We start from the raw sequence: 24,179 nt of genomic DNA, 5'->3' as shown, positions 1-24,179 counted from the left end.
GGTGGTGGGCCGGGCGCGGTGGCGCGGCGGAGTTCACCGGGGCGCTCATGCGGCGTCGGCTTTGACCTCGGTTCCGGTTTCGGCTCGGGCGTCGGCTTCGGTTTCGCCGTCCGCGCCGTCCGTCCCGCCCGCGACCAGCCGGGCGAGTTCGAGGCGCTTGATCTTGGTGGTGGCGGTCTGCGGGACGTCCTGGAGGCGCCACTGGACCGGGGCGGCGAGCTTCGGCAGGCCGATGACCGCGGACTTCCACGCGATCAGGTCGAGGGGCTTGTCGTCGCGCGTGCACACCACGGGGACCGGGACGCCGTCGGCGCCGGGGATGATGATGACCTCGATGAGCTCGTGCAGCCGGGTGAAGAGCTTGTCCTCGATCTCCAGGGTCGAGCCGATGCCCGGGATCTCGTCGACCTCGCGGTCGAGCAGGTGCAGGCAGCCCCACTTGGTGCGGTAGCCGAGGTCGCCCATGCGCCACCAGCCGTCGTTGACCTGCTTCTCCCAGCGCTCGTGCTCGGAGAGGTAGGTGATGATGCGGCCGTCGGACTTGATCTCGATGAAGCCGGGGTTCGTCTTGGTGACGGGGTTGCCGTCGCGGCTGACGACGCGGACGCCGGTCATGCCGGGGAACGGCGATCCCACGCAGCGGCCGTCGAAGTCCGCGCCGCCCTTGCGGGTGTAGGTGCGGGCCGCGATGGGGCCGACCTCGCTCTGGCCGTAGGCCTGGGCGAAGAGCGGGTTGCGGCGCTTGGTGGCGTTCAGCAGGATGCTGACGGTGCGCGGGTGGATCGCGTCGAACGTCGAGCTGTAGTACTTGACGTTCGAGAGCGGGCCGCGCGGGTCGTCGGCCAGTGCCTCCCAGCGCAGGAAGGTGTTGGGGTGGGCCTCGATGAAGCCGGGCGGGACCTGGGAGAAGATGTCGCCGACGGTCTCCGGGTCGTCCTCCTTGAGGACGATCAGGGTGTGGCCCTGGAGGATCGAGATCGGCATCGCCGTGAACATCCGCGAGTGGACGAACGAGACGTGCACGGCGACGGGTTCGCGCTTGGCGACGGCCGAGAAAACCGTGGCCTGCGGGCGGTAGCGGGCCTCGAAGGTGTGACCGGTGTGGACGGCGAGCTTCGGGGTGCCGGTGGTTCCCGAGGTGTGCGTGATCAGGGTGGGGTGGTCCGGCGGCATCGGGATGGCCGGGACCCGGGTGGCACCCGCGAGCGAGGCCAGTTCGACGGCCTTGTCGAAGGAACCCGTGGTCAGCAGCACCTCGGCCGTGATGTCGAAGATCTCGGCCGGCAGGTTGTGGTCGAGCTTTTCCTGGTCGGTGATCAGGAAGGGCCGGTCGATGCGGCGGACCAGCGTCGCGACCGTCTCGCCGTCCAGCTTCGGGGACAGCAGGGCGGGGATCGCGCCGATGCGGGCGATCGCGCAGGCCAGCAGCGAGATGTCGAAGCCGTCGGACTTGTGCACGACGACGTGGTGGTTGGGCCGTACGCCGACCGACCACAGACGGGAGGCGAAGTCGTCGATCAGGTCCGCGAGTTCGGTGAAGGTGGGGCGGCGCCCGAGCTGCGGGGCGATGTCCAGGTCGTGGTCCATGACCACGAGGCCCGCAGGGGTGCGGGCGGCCGCTCGGTCGAAGAGCGTACCCAGCCGGATGCCCTTGTTTCCTATGCGCTGGAGAAGCATGGCCTCGTTCTCTCAAGAGTGTCTTCGATGGCGTACGGGGAGTGGGCCGGCACCGCGGGGGAGGCCGGTGCCGGCGTCCGGGTGCGACAACGCAGGCTCAGCGGCCTTCGACGACGTCGCGGATGCGGGCGAGGGTGGCGTCGAGGTCCTGTTCGAGCTTCTCGGTCCAGTCGGTGATGAACTGCTTGCGCTGGACCTCGTCCAGGTCGGCGACGATCTTGTGGATGCCGGCCGTCGCCTTGCCCATCCGGAAGTGGTGCACGAGGACCGAGCCCTGCTGCGCCGGCTCGATGTCGAAGCCCCAGATGGACTCCTGGTCCTCCTGGGCGTGGGTCAGCATCATCCAGCGGAAGGTGCGGCCGGGCTCCGCCGCCGTGATGCGGGCCTCGGTGTACCAGGTGCCGCGGACCAGCGGGGCCCAGCCGACGACGTCCTCGGCGCGCAGGTTCTCGCCGCGGAAAACCGCGCCGACGCTGGAGGGTTCACCGGAAATCCACTCGCCGCCCTGGCATTCCGGGCTCCACTCGGCGCTCCGGGTCAGGTCGCTCACGACGTCGTAGATCTCCTGCGCAGTGGCCGCGACGGGAATATCCGCGCGGACCTCGAAAAGCGGGGTCGAGTCGATGATGGAGTTCGTCATGGCCGAAATACTGCTGCTCGACCATTCGCCACTCAAGACTCTTGCCGCAGGTCCATCAGGTCTTTTACCCGTGTATTGCACAATGAAATTCAAGACATGCGGGAGCGGCGCCGCGATAATGATTCCACGGCGCCGCCGGCAGCTTTTTCCGCAGCTTTGTCCGTCAGCTTTATCCGTCAGGAACGGGCGCGCAGCACCAGCTTTCCCGTCACCTTGCCCTCGTCCAGCAGGCGGTGCGCCTCGGCCGCCGCCGACAGCGGCAGCACCTCGGTGCCGCGCGGCCGCAGCAGCCCGGCCGCCGTCAGCTTGTTGACGTGGGCCGCGGCGGCGGCCAGCCGGCCGGCGGTGGCGTGCGAGATGGCGAAACCGCGGACCGAGCAGTCCTTGAGGTAGAGCGGCCCCACCGGCAGCACGGGACGGGTGCGCAGCCCCGCGAGCAGCACGATCCGGCCGCGGCTCGCGAGCAGGTCCACCGCGGTGTCGAGGTCGTTGCGGCCCGAGGTGTCGACGTGGATGTCCACCCCGTCCGGGCTGAGCTCCCGGATCCGGCCGGCCACGTCGGGGTCGTTGTAGTCGATGACCTCGGCCGCGCCGAGCTCTCGTACGTAGTCGAAGTCGCGCGGCGAACACGTGGCGATGACCCGGGCTCCGGCCTGCGCGGCCATCGTGACCAGCGCACTGCCCACGTTGCCCGCGGCCCCCGCCACCAGCACGGTGTCACCGGCGGTGACCTGGCCCTGGTCGAAGAGGGCGAGGTAGGCCGTGACGGCGGGGTGCGCGAGGGCCACCGCGTCGACCGGGTCCACCCCCTCGGGCAGCGGGTAGAGCCGGTCGGCCGGGACGACGGCCTGCTCGGCGGCGGCGCCCTGGCGGCCGTCGTGTCCGAGGCTGTTGCACCAGACCCGGTCCCCGGGCGCGAAGCGGTGGGCGACCTCGGGGCCGGCGGCCAGCACCGTACCGACGAGGTCCCTGCCGATCACGAAGGGGAAGGCGAGCGGGGTGCGCCAGGCACCCGAGCGGACGAAGGTGTCGACGTGGTTGACGGACACGACGTCGACCTCGACGAGCACGTCGGACGGCCCCGGCTGCGGAGCGGGCAGCTCACCGAAGCGGATGAGCTCCGCGGGACCCAACTGTTCGATATAGGCGGCATGCATGGTTCGGATTCTGTTCGCAGCGGCCGCCGCGGGAAACCCCGTGCCGATTTTCAGTCAGGTGTGAGTTAAGCGATCACCGGCGGCTTTGTCAGGTGCGGCCGCCCCACCTGACGGAGTGACCATCGCCCGGTGGGTGCCGCCCCAATTACCCAGCAGCATCGATAATCCGCCACCCCTCAGTTCTGCCCATACGCCAGACTTGGGCCCATTTCCTGGGAGTTTCCTGTGGTTACAGCTTCACTCACCGTCAGAAAAGCGTCGGCCCTCCAACAGCCCGACTGGGCCGATTTCCCCGAACTGGCAAAAGTAAAGGACGATCTTTCCCAGCGTCCTGCTTTGGTCAATGCCGGAGACGTCCGCCGCCTGCGCTCCCACCTCGCTCGGGTGGCCGCCGGCGAGGCCTTCGTGGTCCAGGCGGGCGACTGCGCAGAGGACCCCTCGGAGTGCGACGCGGGCTACATCGCGCGCAAGTCCGCCCTCCTCGACATGCTCGCCGGCACCCTGAAGATGATCACGCACAAGCCGGTGGTCCGGATCGGGCGGCTCGCCGGCCAGTTCGCCAAGCCGCGCTCGCGCCCGACCGAGGTCGTGGACGGGGTCGAACTGCCCGTCTACCGCGGGCACATGGTCAACGGCCCCGACGCCGGCCTGGCCGACCGCCTCCCCGACCCCTTCCGCCTGCTCTCCGGCTACCGCGCCGCCGCGCAGGCCATGGCCCACCTCGGCTGGACCGACCCGGCCCGCCGCTCCGGCATCTGCCCGCCGGTGTGGACCAGCCACGAGGCGCTGCTCCTCGATTACGAACTGCCCATGATGCGCTGGGACGAGGAGGGCAGCCCGCTGCTGACCTCGACCCACTTCCCGTGGATCGGCGAGCGCACCCGCCAGATCGACGGCCCCCACGTGGACATGCTGGCCGGGGTCGTCAATCCGGTCGCCTGCAAGGTGGGCCCGTCGATGGAGCCGGAGGAGCTCATCGAGCTGTGCCGGCGCCTCGACCCCTGGCGCGAGCCCGGCCGCCTCACCCTGATCGCCCGCATGGGCGCCGACCTGGTCGCCGAGCGCCTGCCCGCGCTCGTGGACGCGGTCCGGCAGGCCGGACACCCGGTGATCTGGCTGACCGACCCCATGCACGGCAACACCTTCTCCGCCCCCGGCGGTCACAAGACCCGTCTCGTCGCCACTGTCGTCAAGGAGATCCAGGGCTTCCAGGCCGCCGTGGCCCAGGGCGGCGGGATCGCGGGCGGGCTGCACCTGGAGACGACCCCGGACGACGTCACCGAGTGCGCGACCGGTGCGGACCAGCTGGACACGGTCGGAGAGAAGTACACGAGCCTGTGCGACCCCCGCCTCAACCCGAACCAGGCCTACGCCGTGGTGACGCAGTGGCGAGCCTGAACCAGCAGGGAGATTGGACATGGAGAACAAGGTCGCCCTCGTCACAGGAGCCGCGGGAGGTATCGGCCTTGCCGTAACCCGCCTGCTCGCCGAGGAGGGCGCGACGGTGGCCGCCGTGGACCGGGACGCCGAGAGACTGCGGGAGTCGGTGGAGAAGCTGGCCGCCGACGGACTGGACGTCCACGCCCACCCGGCCGACGTCACCGTCACCGAGCAGGTCGAGGCCGTCGTGGACGCGGTCGAGTCCCAACTCGGCCCGCTGGAATTCCTCGTCAACACGGCGGGGATCCTGCGCCTGGGCGAGGTACGGGACTTCAGCGACGAGGACTGGCTGCAGACCTTCGAGGTCAACGTCAGCGGTGTCTTCCGGCTGTCCCGAGCCGCCGTCAACCGGATGATCCCCCGCAACCGCGGGGCCATCGTCACCGTCGCCTCGAACGCGTCCGGCACCCCTCGTACCGCCATGGGCGCCTACGGCGCGTCCAAGGCCGCCGCGACCATGCTCACCAAGACGCTCGGCCTCGAAGTGGCCAAGCACAACATCCGCTGCAACGTCGTCGCCCCCGGGTCCACCGACACGGCGATGCTCGCCTCCATGTGGGAGGACGAGCAGGGCCCCGCGAGGACCATCGCGGGCAGCCCCGATTCCTACAAGGTCGGCATCCCGCTGGGCAAGCTCGCCCGGACCAACGACATCGCCGAATCCGTGCTCTTCCTGCTCTCCGACCGGGCGGCGCACATCACCCTGCACGTCCTCACCGTGGACGGCGGAGCCACGCTCGGCGCGTGAGCCCGCCCACCCCGTCCACCCCTGCGCAGCCCCTTTGAGGAACAGACATCCGAGAGGACATTCATGGCCGGCATACCGACCATCGAGCCCTATCCCCTCCCGACCGCGGGAGACATCCCCCCGTCCGTACCGCAGTGGTCGTTCGACCCGGAACGAGCCGTGCTGCTCGTCCACGACATGCAGCGCTACTTCCTCGCACCCTTCCCCGAAGGGCTGCGCGCCGAGCTGACGGACAACGCCGTACTGCTGCGTGAGCACTTCAAGGCCCACGGCGCCCCCGTCGCCTACACCGCCCAGCCCGGCGGCATGACCCCCGAGCAGCGCGGGCTGCTCGCGGACATCTGGGGTCCCGGGATGCGTACGACGCCCGAGGACCGCGAGGTCGTCCCCGCGCTCGCCCCCGCCCCCGAGGACTGGGTCTGCACCAAGTGGCGCTACAGCGCCTTCTTCAACACCGACCTGCTGGAACGCATGCGCGCCGCCGGCCGGGACCAGCTCGTGATCTGCGGTGTCTACGCGCACGTCGGCGTGCTGACCACGGCCATCGAGTCCTTCAGCCACGACATCCAGACCTTCCTGGTCGCGGACGCCATCGGCGACTTCAGCGAGCTGGAGCACCGGCTGGCCATCGACTACGCGTCCAAGCGGTGCGCGGTCGTCACCACCGCCAAGGAGATCGCCGGATGACCTCACCGCTGCTGGCCCGCGTCCTGGGCCCCAATCCGCCCCCCTTCGCCCTTCTCTACCGTCCGGAAGCCGCCGGTCCCGGGATCCTCGACGTCATCGTCGGCGAGAGCGCCACCGTGGACTCGCTGGCGCAGCTGCGCGCACCGGGTGCCGCGGCCGCGCCGGCCGCGAGCGGCTCCCGGCACGAGGTGCTCGCGCTGATCCCGTACCGGCAGATCTCCGAACGGGGCTTCGCCGCCCCCGACGAGGACACCCCGCTGGTCGCGATGACCGTCACCGGGCAGGAGCAGATCTCGCTCGTCGAGGCCCTCTCCCGGATCCCCGACCTGCCGATCGAACTCGAAGGAGGAGCGTTCGACGTCTCCGACGAGGAGTACGCGGACACCGTGCGCCGGGTGATCTCGGACGAGATCGGCGAGGGCGCGGGCGCCAACTTCGTCCTCAAGCGGTCCTGGACCACCGGCATCCGCGCGTACTCCACCGGCCACGCGCTGACCCTCTTCCGGCGGCTGCTGGAGAAGGAGTCCGGCGCGTACTGGACCTTCGTCGTGCACACCGGCGAGCGCACCCTCGTCGGCGCCAGTCCCGAGCGGCACGTCAGCCTGCGCGGGGGCACCGCCGTCATGAACCCGATCAGCGGCACGTACCGCTACCCGGCGGCCGGACCCTCGCTGCCGGAGGTCATGGACTTCCTCGCCGACACCAAGGAGGTCGACGAGCTCTACATGGTGGTGGACGAGGAACTCAAGATGATGGCCCGGATCTGCGAGGGCGGTGCCCGCGTCGACGGGCCGTACCTCAAGGAGATGGCCCGCCTCGCCCACACCGAGTACTTCATCGAGGGCCGCAGTACGCGCCCCCCGGAGGAGATCCTGCGCGAGACCCTGTTCGCCCCGACCGTCACCGGCAGCCCGCTGGAGAGCGCGGCCCAGGTCATCGCCAAGTACGAGCCCCAGGGCCGCGGTTACTACAGCGGCGTACTGGCGCTGATCGGCCGCGACGAGCAGGGCGGGGACGCGCTGGACTCGTCCATCCTGATCCGTACGGCCGACATCGGCGCCGGCGGCGAGGTCCGCATCGGGGTCGGCGCCACCCTGGTACGCCACTCCGACCCGTGGTCGGAGGTGGCCGAGACCGCGGCCAAGGCCGCCGGACTGCTCGCGGCCCTCGAATCGGGGGGCGGCCCGGCCCGGTTCGCCACCCATCCCACCGTCCGCGCGGCACTGGAGGACCGCAACCGCACGATCGCCGGCTACTGGCTCAAGGAGGACCAGGACCGGGCGGCCGTGGATCCTGAGCTGGCCGGCCGAACGGTGCTGGTGGTGGACGCCGAGGACACGTTCACGGCGATGATCGCCCGCCAACTGGACTCCATCGGCCTGGACGTGACGATTCGCCGCTATGACGAGTCGTACTCCTTCGACGGACACGACCTGGTGGTGATGGGCCCCGGCCCGGGCGACCCCCGGGACGGCTCCCACCCCAAGATCGACCACCTGCGCGCGGCGATACGGAACCTGCTGGACGAACGGCGGCCCTTCCTGGCCGTCTGCCTCAGCCACCAGGTGCTGTCCACCGCGCTCGGCTTCGACCTGGTCCGCCGCAGCGAGCCCAACCAGGGCGTGCAGAAGGAGATCGACTTCTTCGGCAGACCGGAACGGGTCGGTTTCTACAACACCTTCGCCGCCCGCTCCCTGGTCGACTCGGCCGTCGTCCCCGGTGTCGGGCTCGTGGACATCAGCCGTGATCCGGAGACCGGGGAGGTGCACGCGCTGCGCGGCCCGCACTTCGCGTCGATGCAGTTCCACGCCGAGTCGGTGCTGACACAGAACGGACCGCGCATCACCGGGGACCTGCTGTCCTCGCTGACGGCGCGGGTGCTCGCCGCCTGACGCGGCGCGGGGCGGTCCGGTCCGCCCGGACCGCCCCGCGACCCCGTACCTGACAAGGTCCCACGGACGCCGTTGTCGGCATTCCCCCGGGACGGAACCATGAGTTTCACGCAGTGTTGAGGAGTCGTAGAAATGATCACGACGGGAAATCACGGTGCGCGCAATGCTTTTTCGGTGGGCGTGCTCGGTACGGGGTCGTACGTACCGGCTCATGTCATTTCCAACGAAGAAGTCGGAGCGCCGGCCGGAGTTGATCACGAATGGATACTCGGCAAGACGGGAATACGCGAGCGGCGTTGGGCGAAGCCCGATGAAGCAACATCCGATCTCGCGGTGATCGCGGGGCGGGCGGCACTGGAAAGTGCCGGAATCCGCGCCAGGCAGCTGTCGTTCATCGTGGTGGCGACGTCCACCCCCGACCAGCCCCAGCCGCCGACGGCGGCCGTGGTCGCCGCCGAGCTCGGCGCGGACCAGGGCACCGCCGCCTTCGACGTCAACGGCGTCTGCACGGGCTTCCTGTTCGCCCTGACCACGGCACAGGGCATGCTCGCCGCCGCCACCGGCGAGGGCTACGCCCTGGTCATCGGCGCCGACGTGTACTCCCGGATCCTCAACCGCGAGGACCGGCGCACCACGATCCTGTTCGGTGACGGCGCCGGCGCCGTCGTCCTCGGCCCGGCGGCCGGGGAAGGACGCGGCATCCTCGCGAACCGGCTGGCCAGTTTCGCGGCCGACCGCCATCTGATCGAGGTCCCCGGGGGCGGCAGCCGTATTCCGACCACCGCCGAAACCCTCGCCGAGGGACTTCAGTACTTCACCATGAACGGCCGGGGCGTCCGCGATTTCGTCGCCGCGAATGTCCCGCCCGCCATCCACGCATTCCTTTCGGAACGCGGCCTCACCACCGCGGACATCGCGCATTTCGTTCCGCACCAGGCCAACGGACACATGCTGAAAGACCTCTCCGAGGAAATCGGAGTGGGCACCGACCGCACCTGGACGACGTACGAGAGGTACGGCAACACCGGCGCCGCCTCAGTCCCGATCACCCTCGACCGCGCGGCCCGCTCCGGCCGGCTGGCCGACGGCGACCTGGTCCTGCTCGCGGGCTTCGGCGGCGGCATGGCCCTGGGTCTGTCGCTCGTCCGCTGGTAACCCCTCCCGCGGACCCCTCCCTCCCTCCCTGCCCGCCCCGCCCCGGGGGCGACACCCTTCAAGGAGATTCCATGCTGGACGCAACCCCGATCGACGACGCCCGGGTCGACGCCTACCTCACCCGGATCGGCGCGAGCCGCCCCGCGCAGCCCGACCTCGCCGGACTGCGGCACCTGGCCGAACGCGCCGTGCTGTCCGTGCCGTTCGAGAACCTCGACTACCACCTCGAAGGCCGCGAGATCCACATGGATCAGCGCTCCGTCGACAAGGTGGCGATCGACCACCGCGGCGGCGGCTGCTACGAGGTCAACCCGGCGCTCGGCTTCGTGCTGGAGGCCCTGGGCTACGAGGTCGACATCCTGCCGGGCCGCGTGCACCGGCCGGAGGGCCTCGGCCCGTTCCTCGGCCACCTCGCCCTGAAGGTCACCATCGGCGACAAGGTGTACCTCGTCGACACCGGCTTCGGCCGCAACAGCCGCTTCCCGCTCGACTTCACCAGCCGCGAGGTCCAGAGCGACCCGCACGGCGAGTACCAGCTCAAGGACGTCGAGGGACAGCCCGGCACCGTGGACCTGTGGCTCGGCGGCCGCCCGCTGTACCAGGTCGTCGAGACCCCGGTCCGCATCGAGGACTACGGCCCCTCGCTGTGGTGGTACCGCACGGCGCCCGACTCCTCCTTCATGCAGGCGCTGTTCTGCTCCATCCGCACCGAGACCGGTCTGGTGACCCTCAAGGGCCGCCACCTGAACGTCGTCGACGGCGACCAGCGCTCGAAGACCGTCCTCCAGGACGACGCCGAGGTCATCGCCGCCTACAAGACCCACTTCGGCATCAGCCTCGACCGACTGCCCACCGAGCCGGAGAACTCCACCACCACCGGCGTCCGCACCGACTGAGAGAGTCCCAGAGGCCATGGCTGACCTGATAGCCGGCGAGAGCCGGCCCACGAGAGAGGGCGAAGCGGTACCCGCCGCCGCCGGGGCGTCCGACCTGGACGTCCTGGTGGTCGGGGCCGGCCCCACCGGCCTGCTGACCGCCGTCGAACTGCTGCGGCGCGGCATCCGGGTCCGCGTGATCGACCGTGCCGTCGAACCCATGCTGACCCCCAAGGCCCTGTCCGTCTGGCCGCGCGCCCTCGACATCCTTGAGGACACCGGTCTGGGCGGCGTGGTCGACGAGGAGTCCGTACGGATCAACACGCTGAGCTACTTCTCCGAACGGCGCCCGCTGGCCTCCTTCGGGTTCTCCGACGACCTGGCGTGCCGCACCCTGCCCCAGCACGTCACCGAGCGGCTGCTCACCGAGCGGCTGCAGGCACTGGGCGGCAAGATCGAGCGCGGGGTGCGGCTGCTCGCCCTGGACGGGCTGGACTACTCCGGCCGGATCGAGGCCACCGACGGCGTCACGGCGGTGCTGGAGACCCCCGAGGGGCTGCAGCGGCTGCGGGTGCCGTTCGTCGTCGGCGCCGACGGTGCCGGCAGCGCCGTCCGGGGCCAGCTCGGCGTCGGATTCGAGGGATCGACGTACGAGATGGCCTTCGCGCTCATCGATGCACGCATCGATGGGTACCTACCTCCGGACGAGTGCCACTTCTACCAGTCCGCGAACGGCGCGCTGGTGATCGTGCCCATCCCGGGCGGGATCTTCCGGTTCCTGTCGGTGATGCCCCAGGGCGGCGGCGAGGTCGACACCGCGATGATGCAGGCCGTCATCGACGAGCGCGGACCGCGCGGCGTACGGATCAAGGAGGCGGTTTGGAAGGCCGTGTTCCGGGTTCACGCCCGGCGGGCGAGCGAGTTCCAGCGCGGCCGGGTCTTCCTGGCGGGCGACGCCGCCCATGTGCACAGCCCGGCCGGCGGGCAGGGCATGAACAACGGCCTCCAGGACGCGCACAACCTCGCCTGGAAGCTGGCCTCGGTGATCCGGGGCGAGTCCCCCTCCTCGCTGCTCGCCTCCTACGGCGAGGAGCGGGCGGAGGTCACCCGCCAGCTCGTGCGCGACACCGACTTCCAGACCAGGGCCTGGCTGTTCAAGTCCAAGGCCACGGTGGCGGCGCGCGACGCGGCGTTCCGGCTCCTGGACCGGACCGGGATCGTCTCGGAGTTCTACGCCCCGGTGATGGCCGGCCGCCGGCTGTCGTACCCGGTGACCCGCGACACCCAGCAGCCCTCGGGCTGGACGGGCTGCCGCGTACGGCGCTCACTGCCCGGCGCCCTGGAGGTCGGCGCGGTCTTCCCGCGCCGTCTGGCACTCGCTTACGGGATCTCGGGACCGGCCGCGGATCCGCACGGCTGGAACCTGGTGGTCGTCCCGGACGGGAACAGGGCCTGGGAGGAGGAATTGGGCCACATCGTGGCGCAATGGCCACTGTTGCGGCACGTGACGGTACGGCGCCGCGACGCCGCCGCGCAGGCCGGATGTCGCTCCGCGGGGTACTACCTGATCCGGCCGGACGGGCATATCGCTGCCCACGGCCATGCGCGGGATCTGGGACGACTCGAAGCGGAACTTCGACTCTCCCTTTCCTGAGCGGCAATCCACCGATATTTGAACGACGATATCCGGCCAAAGAAATACCGGATAGCCCACCGGTTTTCTCGTTAGACTGCCCGTTCCCGTTCCGTTCCCATACCACCACCCACTTGAGCGGGAACGGAGAGGGACTGGAGCAGGAAGCCCCGTTGCGAATCTCTGTCATGTCGAAAGCGACACGGGATTTCCAAACAAACAAGGGGTACGAAATGCGCGGCAAGCTCGCTGGTCTGGTCGGTATCTTCGCCCTCGTCCTCACCCTCGGCCTGGGTGCGGCGATCGAGCAGGACCACCAGGCCAACGGCACCAAGGGTCACTCCGTACTGGCCGACACCAAGGGTCCGGGCGTGGCCCCGGCGACGCCCCCGACCACGCCGCCGACGCCCCCCACCGGCGCCTGATCCACCCCCCGCGCAAGCAGTGGGCCCCGTCCGATACCGGACGGGGCCCACTGCTTTTGCCTTACCTCCGCGCACCGCGCTCCGATCAGAGGGTGCGCCGCCCCTCGGGTGGCACCCCCATGGTCTCGAAGAGCATGTCGGCCCGCTCCCCGTACTGGGCAGCGTCCGACAGGCCCAACTGCCCGGCCGCGGCCGCCATCCCGTCCAGTGCGTGGGCCATCTCGACCCGGTAGCCCATGCCCTCGGCACACGCGAACGCGCGCTCGTGCAGACGCAGGGCCTCTTCGTACCGGCCGTTGCGGTTGTGCTTGAGCGCCAGGACGTTGTCCACCCTGGAGCGCCGCTGCGGCGAGATCGTCGAGTTGAGCAGCTCCAGCGCCGTGGCCTCCTGCTCCTGCGACCGCCGCGTGTCGCCGCGCCGGTCGCTGAGATCCGAAGAGACCGCGCAGATGAGTACGAGAACCTCGTCCGGGCAGGAAGAGCCCGTGTTCAGCGCCCGCGAGAGGCTGGACTCCGCTTCCTCGAACGCGCACGTGCCGCAGTACGCCAGAGCCAGAGTCGTCCAAGCCAGGGCCTCCTGCTCCGGGAACCGGAAGGCACGGCACAGCTCGATCGCCTGTCGCGCGGCGTCGACCGCCTGCTCGTACTGCCCGAGTGCCAGGCAGACCGTGCCGACATTGTTGAGGTCCTCCGCCTGCTGCTGCGGAAGCTTGGTGCGGTCCCCTCCCTTGAGCTCCCCCACGGCCTGCGTCGTGTAGTCGTACGAGCGCGCCAGGTTCCCCAGCGCGTAGTGCGCGATCCCCAGCAGTCCGAGGGCAACCGTTTCGTCGTCCGGGCCCCCGGCCTTCCTGGCCCAGTCCAGCGCTTCCTCCGCAGCCTCCACGGCCTCGTTGAGCCGGCCCAGCTTCCAGCAAGCCACCCCGAGGTTGTTGAGGGTCTGGCAGATGAGCAGGGGATCGCCGATGCTGCGCGTCGCGATGAGGCCGGCCCGGCACACCGCCTCGAACTCCGCGAAGCGTCCGCGGAGGTTCAGGTGGAAGGACGCGTTGCGGGCCAGGGCGAACACCAGCTGCGGGCTCTCATCGTGACCGCCCCGGGCCAGGAGGGTCTGGATGCCCGCGGACTCCCGGTCGAACCACTCCAGGGTGCGGTCCTCGCGGCGCATCGGAGGCAGCGCGTACGCGGTGTCGGGCGCATCCACGTGCATGCTGCGGCGGCTGGGGAACAGCAGCGTGCACGCGGCCTCGGTCGCCGCCGTGTAGTAGCCGAGCAGCCGGCCGTCGGCCTCCCGGGCCTCGCGCCCGCCCTTCCCCTCACCCAGCGAGAGCGCGTACGTCCGCACCAGGTCGTGGAAGGCGTACATCCCCGGGTCGTTCTGCACCAGCAGGTGCATGTCGAGGAGGTCCTCCAGCATGTCCTCCGCGTCCCGGACCCCGGTCTCCAGCAGCGCCGCGGCCGAGTAGACGTCGACCTCCGCGCTCGGATGCAGGCCCAGCAGGCAGAAGGCGGCCTGGAGCTCCTCCTCCAGCGCCTTGTACGACAGGCTGAGGGTGGCCGCGACGCTGCGCTCGCCCGCGCTCAGCTCGTCCAGCCGACGGGTCTCGTCCTCCAGCCGTTCGACCAGGTAGCGGACGGTCCAGCGGGGGCGGTTGCGCAGGCGGGCCACCGCCAGCCGCAGGGCCAGCGGCAGGTGGCCGCAGAGTTCGGCGAGTTCGGCGGCGGCCTCCGGTTCGCGGGCCACCCGGTTGTCGCCGAGGAGCTCGGCGAGCATCACCCGGCTCTCCTCCGGCTCCATCACCCCCAGCGAGATCCAGTCCGCGCCGTCCAGATCGAGCAGCCTGGCCCTGCTGGTGACCAGCACCAGGCACTCCGTCGAGGACGGGAGCAGCGGTAGCACCTGGCCCGCGTCCAGGGCGTTGTCGAACAGGAACAGCAGCCGCCGGCCCGTGAGGGTGGCCCGCCACAGCCCGATCAGGCCCGCCTCGTCGTCGGGGATGCTGTCGGCGGACACCCCGAGGGTGCGCAGCAGGCCGACGAGGGTGGCGGCCGGCCGCTGCGGCTTCTCACCGGGGGTGAAACCGCGCAGGTCGGCGTAGAGCTGGCCGTCCGGGTACTCCTCGGCCAGCTGGTACGCGGCGCGCACGGCCAGCGAGGTCTTGCCGCAGCCGCCCATGCCGTCGATCGCGATGACGCGCGGACCTTCCCCCGCGTCCTGCCGGCACGCCTCCAGCACCTCGGCCAGCTCGCGCTCGCGACCGGTGAAGTCGGGGACGCCGGGCGGCAGGGTGCAGGGAGCGCCGTGCAGCGAGGCGAGGGTCGGGAAGCGGCCGCTCCCGGCGCCGGACGGCGCGGACCGTCCGGACTCCGCGGCCGGTGGCGGTGCCGGGGACCGGGAGTTGGGCGGCCCGGCCACCGGTACCGGCCGGGCGGCCGGGCCCGCGAGTTCGGGGGAGGCGCGCAGGATGTCCTCGTACATCTTGGTGAGCTGCGCGCTGGGGTCTATGCCCAGCTCCTCGACGAGCAGTTCACGGACCTTGGCGTACTCGGTGAGCGCCTCGGCCTGCCGCCCGGAGCGGTACAGCGCCAGGATCAGGTGCCCGCGCAGCGATTCCCGCAGCGGGTGCTGTGCGATGAGGGTGCGCAGGTCTCCGATGAGCTCACCGGCCTCCCCCAGGGCCAGGCGCAGTTCGAAGAGCTGCTCGGCCGCCCCCAGCCGGCGTTCCTCCAGTACCGCCCCCGCGGCCTCGACCACCGAGCCGCCGGCGCCGGACATCACCGGGCCGCGCCACAGGGCGAGGGCGGCGCGCAGTTGGTCGGCCGCCTCCTCGGGCAGGTCCGAGGCGGCGGCGTGCCGGGCCTGCTGTATGTGCCCGTTGAATTCGAGCAGATCGAGCTGATCGACCGTCACCTGCACGCGGTAGCCGGGACCGTCCGTGACGATCAGCTTCCCGCCCCCCGGGATCCGACGCCGCAGGTCGGCGACCGCCTTGCGCACCTGATGGGAAGCGGTTACCGGTGGTTCCTCATCCCACACCGCCTCCACAAGACGGACAACCGGGACAATATTTCCCGGTTCGAGCAGAAGGGTGGCAAGAACTCGTTCGTAAATTTGACCGCCGAGCTTTAACCGCTCTCCTGCCGTCCACCCTTCAAGTGGTCCGAGAATGTTGAAACGCACCTGGCTTTCCACCGAATTAGCCATGGCCTCCTTGCCCCATCCCCCTCAATGCCCCCTGCTGAAGAGCCTTCAGCAGGATCCTAAGAGCTTACGGGGGGAAGCGGTAGCGAAGCGGGAACGAAGCGGGAACGACACCTCGGACAGTGGCCTCCTGACTCGGACTCAGGAGCAGCGATGAAGACTTTCGGCCTCGGCGCCAGCCGGCGGACCGTGCGGCGCGCGGCGAACCATTCCGGCACCCGGCCTGCCGCCGCGCACAGCGCCTACCAAGCACCTGTAGCCACCCCTCCGGCACAGCCCCCCCACTCCCCACCCGCCCTGCCGTCGACCACGACGGCCGACCACAGAGCCCAGATCGTCGAAGCGATGATCTCGGAGCTGGCACCGCAGCTGTTCATGTCGCTGCGCCGCAGCGACCAGCGCGCCCGCGGCGAGCAGTACCTGCGGGGACTGCTCTACGCGGACGGACGCAAGTCGATCCGCAACATGGCCGGAGTCGTCGGCGGAGCGGGCACCGAGCAGTCGCTGCACCACTTCATCAGCGAATCCACCTGGAACTGGGCCCCGATGCGCTCGGCGCTCGCCCGGTACGCGGAGCAGATGGTCCAGCCCAAGGCCTGGGTCGTCCAGTCCATGCCGATCCAGAAGGCCGGCGAGCAGTCGGCCGGCATAGACCGCCGGTTCGTCCCGGAACTGGGGCACTCCGTGCACGGCCAGCACTCCTTCGGCCTGTGGATGGCCTCGGAGGCGATGAGCGCCCCCGTCAACTGGCGGCTGTACCTCTCCCCTTCCTGGCTCCAGGACGAGGAGAAGCGCCGCCGGGCCGACATCCCGGACTGGGTGGACGAGGAGTCGCCGGGCGAGTGCGCCACGGCTTCCGCCCTGGAGGTCCTCGCCTGGGGCGGGGTGGAACGCCGCCCGGTGGTGCTGCCCTCCCGTGACTTCGTCAGCAGCGCCGTGCTGAGCCGCTTCCACGCCGCGGGCGTTCCCGTCATGGCCCGGATGCGGGCCATGGACCAGCTGCGGGTCGCCGACACGGCCATGCCCGGGTACGGCGCCGGCCCCATACCGGTGTCGGACATGCTCCAGCACGTACGCGGACTGCGCCGGCCCGTCGAATGGCTGGACCCCTCCTCGGGGACGCCCGTCGTACGCAGCACCCTGGTCGCGGGCATACGCGTCGAGCTGCCGCAGCCGCGCCGCTCGCCCTCCGGTCCGCAGCAGTGGATGCTGATGGGCGAGTGGACCAACCGCAACGGCCCGCCCAGCGAGTTGTGGCTCACGGATCTCACCACCACCTCGCTAGACGGGCTGATGCGGCTGGCCAAGCTCAGCCGGCGGACGGCCTTCGACAGCGCCGACACCGGCGAGCGAGCCGGTCTGCGCGACTTCGCCGGCCGCTCCTTCAAGGGCTGGCACCGCCACCTCACGCTCTCCTCGGCCGCCCACAGCGTCGCGATCGGCGCCGACCACGCCGCTGGGCGCACTCGGGCGGAGAGTTCGTCCGGCACTCCGTCGGCGAACCGGCCGCAGCGGCAGATGGGCTGAGGCGTGTCGTCCGAGGATGACGGTACGCCGCACAGAGCGGAATGTTCGGGGCCCGCTCCCGTGCTCCCTCGGCCGGCCTCACGCGGGGGCTCCCGCGGTCTGCGGCGCCTTCCCGGCGGCCGGGGCCGGCTGCGGGACGCGCATCGCGGCCAGGGCGACGGCGGAGAAGTAGACCGCCCAGCCCAGCCAGGCCCAGCCGCCCCAGCCGACGGAACTGGTGATGAGAGGGGGCCCGACCACGGTGGTGACGGCGAACCCGAGGTTGAAGGCGGCGAGGTAGCCGGTCTTGCGGCCCTCGGGGATGTGCAACAGGGCGACGCCGGTGGTGCCGGAGATGATGTAGAGCTCCCCGAGGGAGAAGAGCAGCGCGGCTGCGACCACCAGGGCCAGGTTCGTGGTCGTACCGCCGAACGTCGTCAGCGGTACGACCCCCGCTGCCAGAGCCGACAGCAGCCCGCCGCGCCGCATCATCCTGCGCGCGGTGGCGAAGTCCTCGGACCCCTTGCTGATCCGGACCTGGAGCGCGACGACGACGGCGGTGTTGAGGACCTGGACCAGGGTCACGGTCCAGGCGGGGGCCTGCGTCTGCTGGACCACCCACAGCGGCACGCCGAGTCCGAGGACGAGCGCCGACATGGTCAGGGCCCCGTACAGGACGGTGATGCGGAGGAAGGCCCGGTCGCGCAGGACGCTGCCGCGTGAGGGGCCGCCCTGCGCGGCCCCGGCCGGGCGCCCGCCGTCGGCGAAGCTGCGGCTGACGGCGGCGCAGCCGATGAACAGGACGGCGGAGAGCACCATCACCGCCCGGTAGGCCCAGGCCTCGCCGATCGCGATGGCCGCCCCGGAGGGCAGCGCGCCCGCGGCCATGCCGGCGTTGCGCAGCGACCGGAGCCGGGCGAGCGCTCCGACCGCCTCCTCGTTGCTGGCCCGGGCGATCAGGCCCGATTCGATCAGCGGGCTGATGCCCCGGCTCAGCACCCCGGCGACCGCCGAGGCCAGCAGGGCGGCGATGAAGGAGGAGGCGGTGGCCAGCGCCAGGAAGGCGGCGGCGCGGACCAGGAACAGGACGGTCAGCACGGTACGGGTGCCGAAGCGCTCGGCGGCCCGCGCGATGGGCATGGCACCCAGCAGCGAGGTGATGCCGGCGATGCCGAGGACCAGCCCGATCTCGGCGTTGGGCAGGTCCACGGCCTCGTGGAAGAAGAGGACGGACAGGGATAGGTACATTCCGAGTCCGACGGCGTCGGAGAGTCCAGTGGCGTAGATGCGTTTCTTCATCGGAGCGATCCCCACGTCATGAGTAGGCGGGATTGCGGAGTCGGGCGGGGGTGGGCGGGTCCGTCCACGGCTAGGTGGCCCGGGCCAGGGCGGCCTCGGACTGCGCCCCGGCCTCCACGAGTTCGATGCCGAGGGCCCGCTCGACGCGGTCGGCGAGCTCCAGGGCCCGGCCGGGCGTGGGCGCGCCGAGCATGAACGTCGCCAGGTGCAGGGTCCGGTCCCGGCTCGCCGTCTGACCCGGCCCGAACCGCGGCTTCACGTAGACCAGTTCGGGGAAGGCCGCCATCAGCTCCGCCACCGGGGTCTGCGCGGCCACCAGCCACTCGCCCGCCGGGATCGGCACCATCCTCATCAGCGCCGTCCGCGTGAACTCCGGCACGGTGTCCGGCGCGAGGCCCAGCGCGCTGCGGCCGATCTGCTCGGCGTAGTCGTACCGGGCGCCGACCTCGAACATGACCGGCATCGGTCCGCCCGCACGGGCGTTGACCTCGATGACGCGCGGCCCCCGCGGGGTCAGCGCGATCTCGGTGTGCACGGCCCCGGTGGTCAGCCCGATGGCCCGGATCGCCCGGTCCGCGCAGTCGACGGCGGCCGCCTGGACGGCCGGGTCCAGCCGCGACGGCATCGACGCGCCCTCCTCGGCGTAGCCGTGGCGCAGCTCCAGCCGGTCGGAGACGGCCAGGTGGTGCCGTTCGCCGGCCGCCAGCAGCGATTCCACGCTGCAGTACGCCGCCCAGCCGCTGTCTCCGTCCGCCTCCAGTTCGAGGCGTTCCTCCAGCAGGAAGACGTCCTCGTTCTGCAGGAAGGCCGAGACGGTGGCCCGGCCGTCGCGGTAGGCGTCCAGGAGTTCCTCGTACGTGCGGACCAGCCGCACGCTCTGGCTGCCGGCGCCGAGCGAGGGTTTGAAGACGGCCGGCAGGCCGATGCTGCGGGCCGCCTCCGCCAGATCCTCCTCCTCCCGTATCTCCGCGAACCGCGGGGAGGGCACGCCGTGTTCGGCGAAGACCTGCCGCTGCCGGGACTTGGACTGGGCGACGGTCACCGCCTGCGGCGTGTTGCCCGGCAGCCCGAGGCGTGCGGCCAGCTCGGCCTGCGGGCGCAGCAGCAGTTCCGAGTAGGTGACGACCCCCGACAGCGCGTACCGCTCGTGGAGGGCGAGGCCGACGGCCACCGCGTCGTCGAGGTCGGCCGCGGTCAGGAACTCTCCGCGCAGTCCGCGCGCGGCCCAGTCGGCGCGCACCGGTTCCGGGTCGCCCCAGGCCGCGATGTGGACGACGGAGACCGCCGGGCTGAGGCGGGAGAGGGAGTCGAGCGCCGCGGCGGGAGGGTGGCCGCCGATGCCCGAGATCAGCAGCAGGTGCGGCTGTTCCTCGGAGCCGGCGGACGGGCGGGCGGAGCGGGGGGTCATGGCGCGTCCTTTCAGGTGAGGGGCTTCGCTTCGCTGGAGTGGGGGTCAGTGGAGTCGGGGCCAGTGGAGTCGGGATCGGTGGAGTCGGGGCCAGTGGAGTCGGGTCAGTGGAGTCGGGTCGGTGCTTCGGGGTCAGTGGCTGACGAGGGGTGCCGGGACACGGCGGGCGGAGCGGAACGAGAGCAGTTCGTCCACCAGGCGGTCCATCCGGATGTACAGCTCCTCCAGCGGGCGCCCCGGCGTGAAGTCGCTGCGGGCGGAGGCCACATGGGTGGGCACGGCCCAGCCGCCCATCGCCCGGACCACCGACCGCATCTGGTCGCAGGCCGTCCCCGCGCCGCGCGGACCGCCGCCCGCGGCGATCAGCCCCACGGGCCGGTCGGCCAGCGCCTCGCCGGTGAGGTGGTCCAGGGCGTTCTTCAGCAGCCCGCTGTACGAGCCGTGGTAGACCGGCGTGGCGAGGACGACGCCGCTCGCCCCGGCGATCCGGGCGCGGATCGCCGCCGTCTGGCTGTACGGGGGCGGGTCGTCGTAGTCCTCGATCCGGTGGCGGCCGGGGAACTCCACGCTCAGGTCGAGGAGTTCGTACGCCGCCCCGGCCGCCCTGATCCGCTGGGCGGCCACCTCCAGGACCCGGCGCGAGACCGAGTCCGCGGAGGCGCTGCCGAGGATGCCGAGTATCACCGCTCGGCCCCCGCGGACCCCGGCTTCGGCTCCAGACCGATCACCAGGCGGACATCGCGCTCGGCGCGCGCGACCAGGCGCCTGACCTCCTCGTGCGAGTCGTGGGCGAAGACGTGCGTGCTGGCGCCCGTACCCGAGAACGGCTGCACGGGGACCACGTCCCCGATCCGGTACGGCACGTTGCGGTAGTAGGCGTCCTGCGCGACCGCCGAGTCGTCGAAGTCCAGCAGCATCCCGCCGACCGTGAAGTGCACGGTCCAGCCCGCGTACGCGCCCACCGGGGCGACCCGGCCGGCCCGCGGGTCGAGGCCCACGTCGGTGAGGATCTTGGCGTGGAAGAGGTCGATGCCGGTGGTGGCCAGGAAGGCCTCGCGGACGCCCGCGCCGCCCGGGCGGCCGGCCACCTCGCAGAAGGTGAACCCGGACTCGTCCAGGAAGGCCTCCAGGTGGAGCACGCCCGCGGAGACCTGCCAGGCGCCCGCGACCTGGCCGAGCAGTTCGCGGGCGGCCGCGCGCACGGCGGGGTCGGCGACCGTGATGGAGGACAGCGGCTCCACCCGGGAGACCGCCAGGGTGTCGCTCACGTACCGGGACACGTCCCAGATCACGTCGCCTTCGTAGATGACGGCGTCGATGTGGCACATGTCGCCCGCCACGAACCCCTCGCACAGGTGGGTGCCGGGGCTGAACTCCTCGCGCACCCACCGCTCGACCTGGGCGGCGTCGGCGAGCACCGACACCCCGAACGAGCCCGAACCGTCCCGCGGCTTGACCACGACCCGGCCGTGCCGGGCGAACAGGTCGGTGACGTCCTCCGGGGTGTGGACGAGGTGCCCCTCGGCGGTACGGATGCCCGCCCGGCGGGCGATGCGCTTCATCACCGCCTTGTCCACGAACTTGCGTGCGGTGGCCGGGTCGCTGCCCGGCGTGCCCAGCCTGGCGCGCAGCTCCGCGGCCGGCTCCAGCAGCCGCTCGGAGACGGTGGCGACCCGGTCCACCGGGTGCAGCGCGTGCACCGCGCCCGCGAGGGCCCGTACCCCGTCCGGGTCGAACACGTCCGTCCGGGCGGCGAAGTCGGCGGCGCTGCCGGTGGTGTTGCCCGCGGCCGAGCTCAGCACGCTGACCCGGAAGCGGTCCGGGTCCAGCAGCGGCGAGCCGTCGTCGCGGGTCCACACCCGGGAGCCGATCCGGTCCAGCAGCAGGACGTGCGTACGGTCGGCGGCCTCGGTCTTCCACAGCAGCGAGCGCTCGATCCGGGCCACCGCCTGCTCGGCGCGGACGGTGTCCGGCGCCGCCACGGTGTACTCCAGCCGGACGACCGGCCCGCTGTGGATGCCCTCGCGATCGAGCGGGGTCCGTACGGACGCCACCTCGGGCCACTCGTACAGCTCCTCGGCGGCGGTCGCGGCGACCACGCGGAAGCGGCCCGGCCCGGACATGACGTGGCGCTGGATCGCGATCCGCCCGGCGTCGGGCGGGGCGACGCGCACCGGCCGGCCCAGGGCGCTCTCGGCGGCGACCGTCACCAGGCTCCGCCGGTGGGCGGCGTCGTAGAGGTCGAGGACCTGCCGGTCGAAGCCGGGCAGGACCAGGGGGCGCGTGTTGCGCGCCCCGAACACGACCCGGGCGGGCCCCTCGATCCCGGCGTCGCGCACGGCCTCCTCGGTGCGTGCCCGCAGCCGCGCGGGCACCGGGCCGACGGTCAGGCGCCGCTCGGAGCTGCCGTCCTCGGCGGCCTGGTCACCGCTCTCGTCGATCGAGGCGAGTACGTCCACCCGGCCCCCGCCGGCCGCGAGGGCCAGCACGGTGTGCACGGGGTCGCTGACGAAGGCGAGCTCCTCCAGCAGCCCGTCGAGCTCACCGAGTTCCTCGCCCCCCTCCCCGCCGGCCCGGACGGCTCCGGCGGCCAGCGCGCGCAGTTCCCGCGCCTCCCGCTCGTACGCGCCCGACCAGGACAGGACCGCGGCCACCGGCCGGCGCTCGTGCGCCGCCAGGAACCGCGCGCGCACCGCGTCGAAGGTGAGCTCGTCACGCCGCAGTACGGTCAGCCGCGCGGTCACCGCCCCGGCCGCGGCCACGATCCGCTCGACCGGGTCCCCTCCGTCCAGCAGCACCACCACGTGCTCGCCGCCCGCGGCATCAGGCTCCGGATGCTCCTGCTCCGCGGCGACGACCGGCTCGATGCGCAGCGACTCCTGCACCAGGGCGGCCGCCTGCGCGGCGACCCGCCGGGCCGTCGCCGCATCGGCTCCGCGCACCATCAGGTACCCGAACCGGTCGTGGTTGGTGCCCAGCGCCGGCACCCGGTCGCCGGGCCCGACGGTCACCTCGCAGTCGACCACCCCGGCCGGCAGCTCGCGGAACGCGGGAACCGTGCCGCGCACGATCCCGTCGGCCGGGCTCCACAGGGCGTGCAGGGCCACGGTGGTCACCGGCGGGGCCGCGTCCTCGACCGGCGCACCGGTGGCGAGCGCGACCAGGTCGCGGGCGACCGAGCGGTCCAGGGCCAGCGACATCTGCCGGGTCACCACGTGTCCGGCGATCCGGCCGTTCACCTCGATCAGCTCCGGGCCGGTCGGCGTGACGAGCAGCTCCACGTGGAGCGCGCTCGCCCTGACCCCGAGAGCCTCGACGGTGTCCAGGACGAACCGCCGTGCGGCGCCCATGCCCTGGAAGCGGGCCGGGAAGTGCCCGCCGAGCTCGGCCGTGGTGCCGGGCGCCGTCGGGATGCGCTCGGCGAATCCGTACAGGACCACGCGCCCGTCCTGGACGAGCAGTTCGGCGCTGACGTGGCGCCCCACGGCGTACTCCTCGACGAGCGCGACGGGGCGCTCGCCACCGTCGCCGTTCCCGTCCCTGTCACCATTCCCGTCGCCGTTACCGTCCCCGTACGGGACCCCCAGTACCTCGGCCAGCCCGGCGGCGGCCTGCTCGCGGGTCCACGCCACGGTGACCCCGACCGAATACCGGCCGGACGTCGGCTTGATCACGCACGGCAGCCCGATCTCGTCGACCGCCGCCAGTCCCTCCTCCTCGGTGACCGCCCGGCGCCAGCGCAGGCTGCCGATCCCGGCCTTCCCGAGCCGTTCCCGTACGGCCGACTTGTCGCCGAGCAGCCGCGCCGCCTCCAGTGACTCGTGGGGCAGGCCCAGCTCGCGGGCGAACCGCGCCGCGCCGTGCAGGAGGTTCTCGTCGCGGCAGATCACGCCGTCGACCGGATGGGGGCCGAGCCGTCCCCGCAGCAGGGCGGCCAGGTCCTGGCCACCGGACAGGTCCGGCACCTCCACCACCCGCGCGGCGCGTTCGAGCAGCTCGAACCCGGCATTGGCGCGGTAGGCGTCCAGGCGCCCGGTGACGAAGGTGACCTCGATCCCGTCGTCGGCCATGTCCGCCACGACGTCAAAGCCTCTGACGTATGCCGTCTCCAACAGAACAACATGCATGAGCTCAGCCCCTTGAGTCCTCTTCTCATCGAAGCATCGAGGGGCACGGACTACAGGGCAAGCGGCAGCCGCATAATCCCGCTCACTCCATCACCTCTTCCCTTTTCATTCCCGTTCCGTTCCCGTTTCGCTCCCGCCCCGATACTTCCGACCCCCACTCTGATCTGCGGAAACATGTCAAACAAGAGAATTCGAATACATCAGGTCGGGCGACTTACCACATTGCCGGGCAGCGCTTCGCAGTTCCTTGCGGCAGCAATTAGCGTGCATCAGGAACCTGGACACCCAACTCTCCATCCACCCTGTAAACG

At 71.5% G+C, this 24,179-nt stretch carries 17 protein-coding genes; 9 read left to right on the top strand and 8 right to left on the bottom strand.

What is annotated here, in order from left to right; translation table 11 throughout:
* Positions 1-45 precede the first annotated feature (45 nt).
* From OG509_RS21590 to OG509_RS21580, 3 genes are all read right to left on the bottom strand, one after another.
* Complete coding sequence (locus OG509_RS21590; RefSeq protein ID WP_406184090.1) at positions 46-1,677, bottom strand: class I adenylate-forming enzyme family protein; 1,632 nt, start codon at positions 1,675-1,677, stop codon at positions 46-48.
* Between the two features lie 97 nt (positions 1,678-1,774).
* Positions 1,775-2,317 (bottom strand): SRPBCC family protein, encoded by a 543-nt coding sequence (locus OG509_RS21585; RefSeq protein WP_406184088.1) that lies wholly within the window; start codon positions 2,315-2,317, stop codon positions 1,775-1,777.
* Positions 2,318-2,493: 176 nt separating this feature from the next.
* On the bottom strand, positions 2,494-3,474 hold the full coding sequence (locus tag OG509_RS21580; protein WP_406184087.1) for an NADPH:quinone reductase: 981 nt from the start codon (positions 3,472-3,474) through the stop codon (positions 2,494-2,496).
* Positions 3,475-3,699: 225 nt separating this feature from the next.
* Between OG509_RS21580 and OG509_RS21575 the strand changes: the two genes are divergently transcribed.
* The 8 genes from OG509_RS21575 (at position 3,700) to OG509_RS21540 (ending at position 12,329) form a co-directional block, all read left to right on the top strand.
* The gene (locus OG509_RS21575) at positions 3,700-4,872 is read left to right on the top strand and encodes a 3-deoxy-7-phosphoheptulonate synthase (protein WP_406184085.1); all 1,173 of its coding nucleotides are present in this window, start codon (positions 3,700-3,702) and stop codon (positions 4,870-4,872) included.
* Between the two features lie 19 nt (positions 4,873-4,891).
* Complete coding sequence (locus tag OG509_RS21570; protein ID WP_406184083.1) at positions 4,892-5,662, top strand: 2,3-dihydro-2,3-dihydroxybenzoate dehydrogenase; 771 nt, start codon at positions 4,892-4,894, stop codon at positions 5,660-5,662.
* Between the two features lie 63 nt (positions 5,663-5,725).
* Complete coding sequence (locus tag OG509_RS21565; protein ID WP_030160668.1) at positions 5,726-6,349, top strand: isochorismatase family protein; 624 nt, start codon at positions 5,726-5,728, stop codon at positions 6,347-6,349.
* Positions 6,346-8,241 carry an anthranilate synthase family protein gene (locus OG509_RS21560; RefSeq protein ID WP_406184082.1) on the top strand — a complete coding sequence of 632 codons (1,896 nt, stop codon included), beginning with the start codon at positions 6,346-6,348 and terminating at the stop codon, positions 8,239-8,241. The genes OG509_RS21565 and OG509_RS21560 overlap by 4 nt, the downstream gene beginning before the upstream one ends.
* Positions 8,242-8,373: 132 nt before the next feature.
* On the top strand, positions 8,374-9,396 hold the full coding sequence (locus OG509_RS21555) for a 3-oxoacyl-ACP synthase III family protein (protein ID WP_387287683.1): 1,023 nt from the start codon (positions 8,374-8,376) through the stop codon (positions 9,394-9,396).
* Between the two features lie 71 nt (positions 9,397-9,467).
* Positions 9,468-10,292 (top strand): arylamine N-acetyltransferase, encoded by an 825-nt coding sequence (locus tag OG509_RS21550; protein WP_053691874.1) that lies wholly within the window; start codon positions 9,468-9,470, stop codon positions 10,290-10,292.
* Positions 10,293-10,308: 16 nt separating this feature from the next.
* Positions 10,309-11,925: an FAD-dependent monooxygenase gene (locus tag OG509_RS21545; protein WP_406184080.1), complete on the top strand. Its 1,617-nt coding sequence runs from the start codon at positions 10,309-10,311 to the stop codon at positions 11,923-11,925.
* Between the two features lie 212 nt (positions 11,926-12,137).
* The gene (locus tag OG509_RS21540; protein WP_406184079.1) at positions 12,138-12,329 is read left to right on the top strand and encodes a hypothetical protein; all 192 of its coding nucleotides are present in this window, start codon (positions 12,138-12,140) and stop codon (positions 12,327-12,329) included.
* Between the two features lie 85 nt (positions 12,330-12,414).
* Here OG509_RS21540 and OG509_RS21535 read toward each other — a convergent pair whose 3' ends face one another.
* Positions 12,415-15,324 (bottom strand): BTAD domain-containing putative transcriptional regulator, encoded by a 2,910-nt coding sequence (locus tag OG509_RS21535; RefSeq protein ID WP_406184078.1) that lies wholly within the window; start codon positions 15,322-15,324, stop codon positions 12,415-12,417.
* A 357-nt stretch (positions 15,325-15,681) separates the two neighbouring features.
* Here OG509_RS21535 and OG509_RS21530 point away from each other — a divergent pair, with 357 nt between their 5' ends.
* Complete coding sequence (locus OG509_RS21530; protein WP_406184077.1) at positions 15,682-17,055, top strand: IS701 family transposase; 1,374 nt, start codon at positions 15,682-15,684, stop codon at positions 17,053-17,055.
* A gap of 78 nt (positions 17,056-17,133) precedes the next feature.
* Here OG509_RS21530 and OG509_RS21525 read toward each other — a convergent pair whose 3' ends face one another.
* The 4 genes from OG509_RS21525 to OG509_RS21510 form a co-directional block, all read right to left on the bottom strand.
* Complete coding sequence (locus OG509_RS21525; protein WP_406184075.1) at positions 17,134-18,333, bottom strand: MFS transporter; 1,200 nt, start codon at positions 18,331-18,333, stop codon at positions 17,134-17,136.
* A gap of 70 nt (positions 18,334-18,403) precedes the next feature.
* A complete protein-coding gene (locus OG509_RS21520; protein WP_406184074.1) occupies positions 18,404-19,741 on the bottom strand; it encodes an acetyl-CoA carboxylase biotin carboxylase subunit family protein in 1,338 nt (445 codons plus the stop codon).
* A 132-nt stretch (positions 19,742-19,873) separates the two neighbouring features.
* Positions 19,874-20,425 carry an NADPH-dependent FMN reductase gene (locus OG509_RS21515; RefSeq protein WP_385585606.1) on the bottom strand — a complete coding sequence of 184 codons (552 nt, stop codon included), beginning with the start codon at positions 20,423-20,425 and terminating at the stop codon, positions 19,874-19,876.
* The gene (locus tag OG509_RS21510) at positions 20,422-23,868 is read right to left on the bottom strand and encodes an ATP-grasp domain-containing protein (protein WP_406184073.1); all 3,447 of its coding nucleotides are present in this window, start codon (positions 23,866-23,868) and stop codon (positions 20,422-20,424) included. The genes OG509_RS21515 and OG509_RS21510 overlap by 4 nt, the downstream gene beginning before the upstream one ends.
* Between the last annotated feature and the right edge of the window lie 311 nt (positions 23,869-24,179).

This window comes from Streptomyces sp. NBC_01006 (assembly GCF_045162725.1).
Lineage (GTDB): Bacteria > Actinomycetota > Actinomycetes > Streptomycetales > Streptomycetaceae > Streptomyces.
Note: the sequence above shows the minus strand (reverse complement) of the source record. Positions and strands in the feature narration are given on the sequence as shown.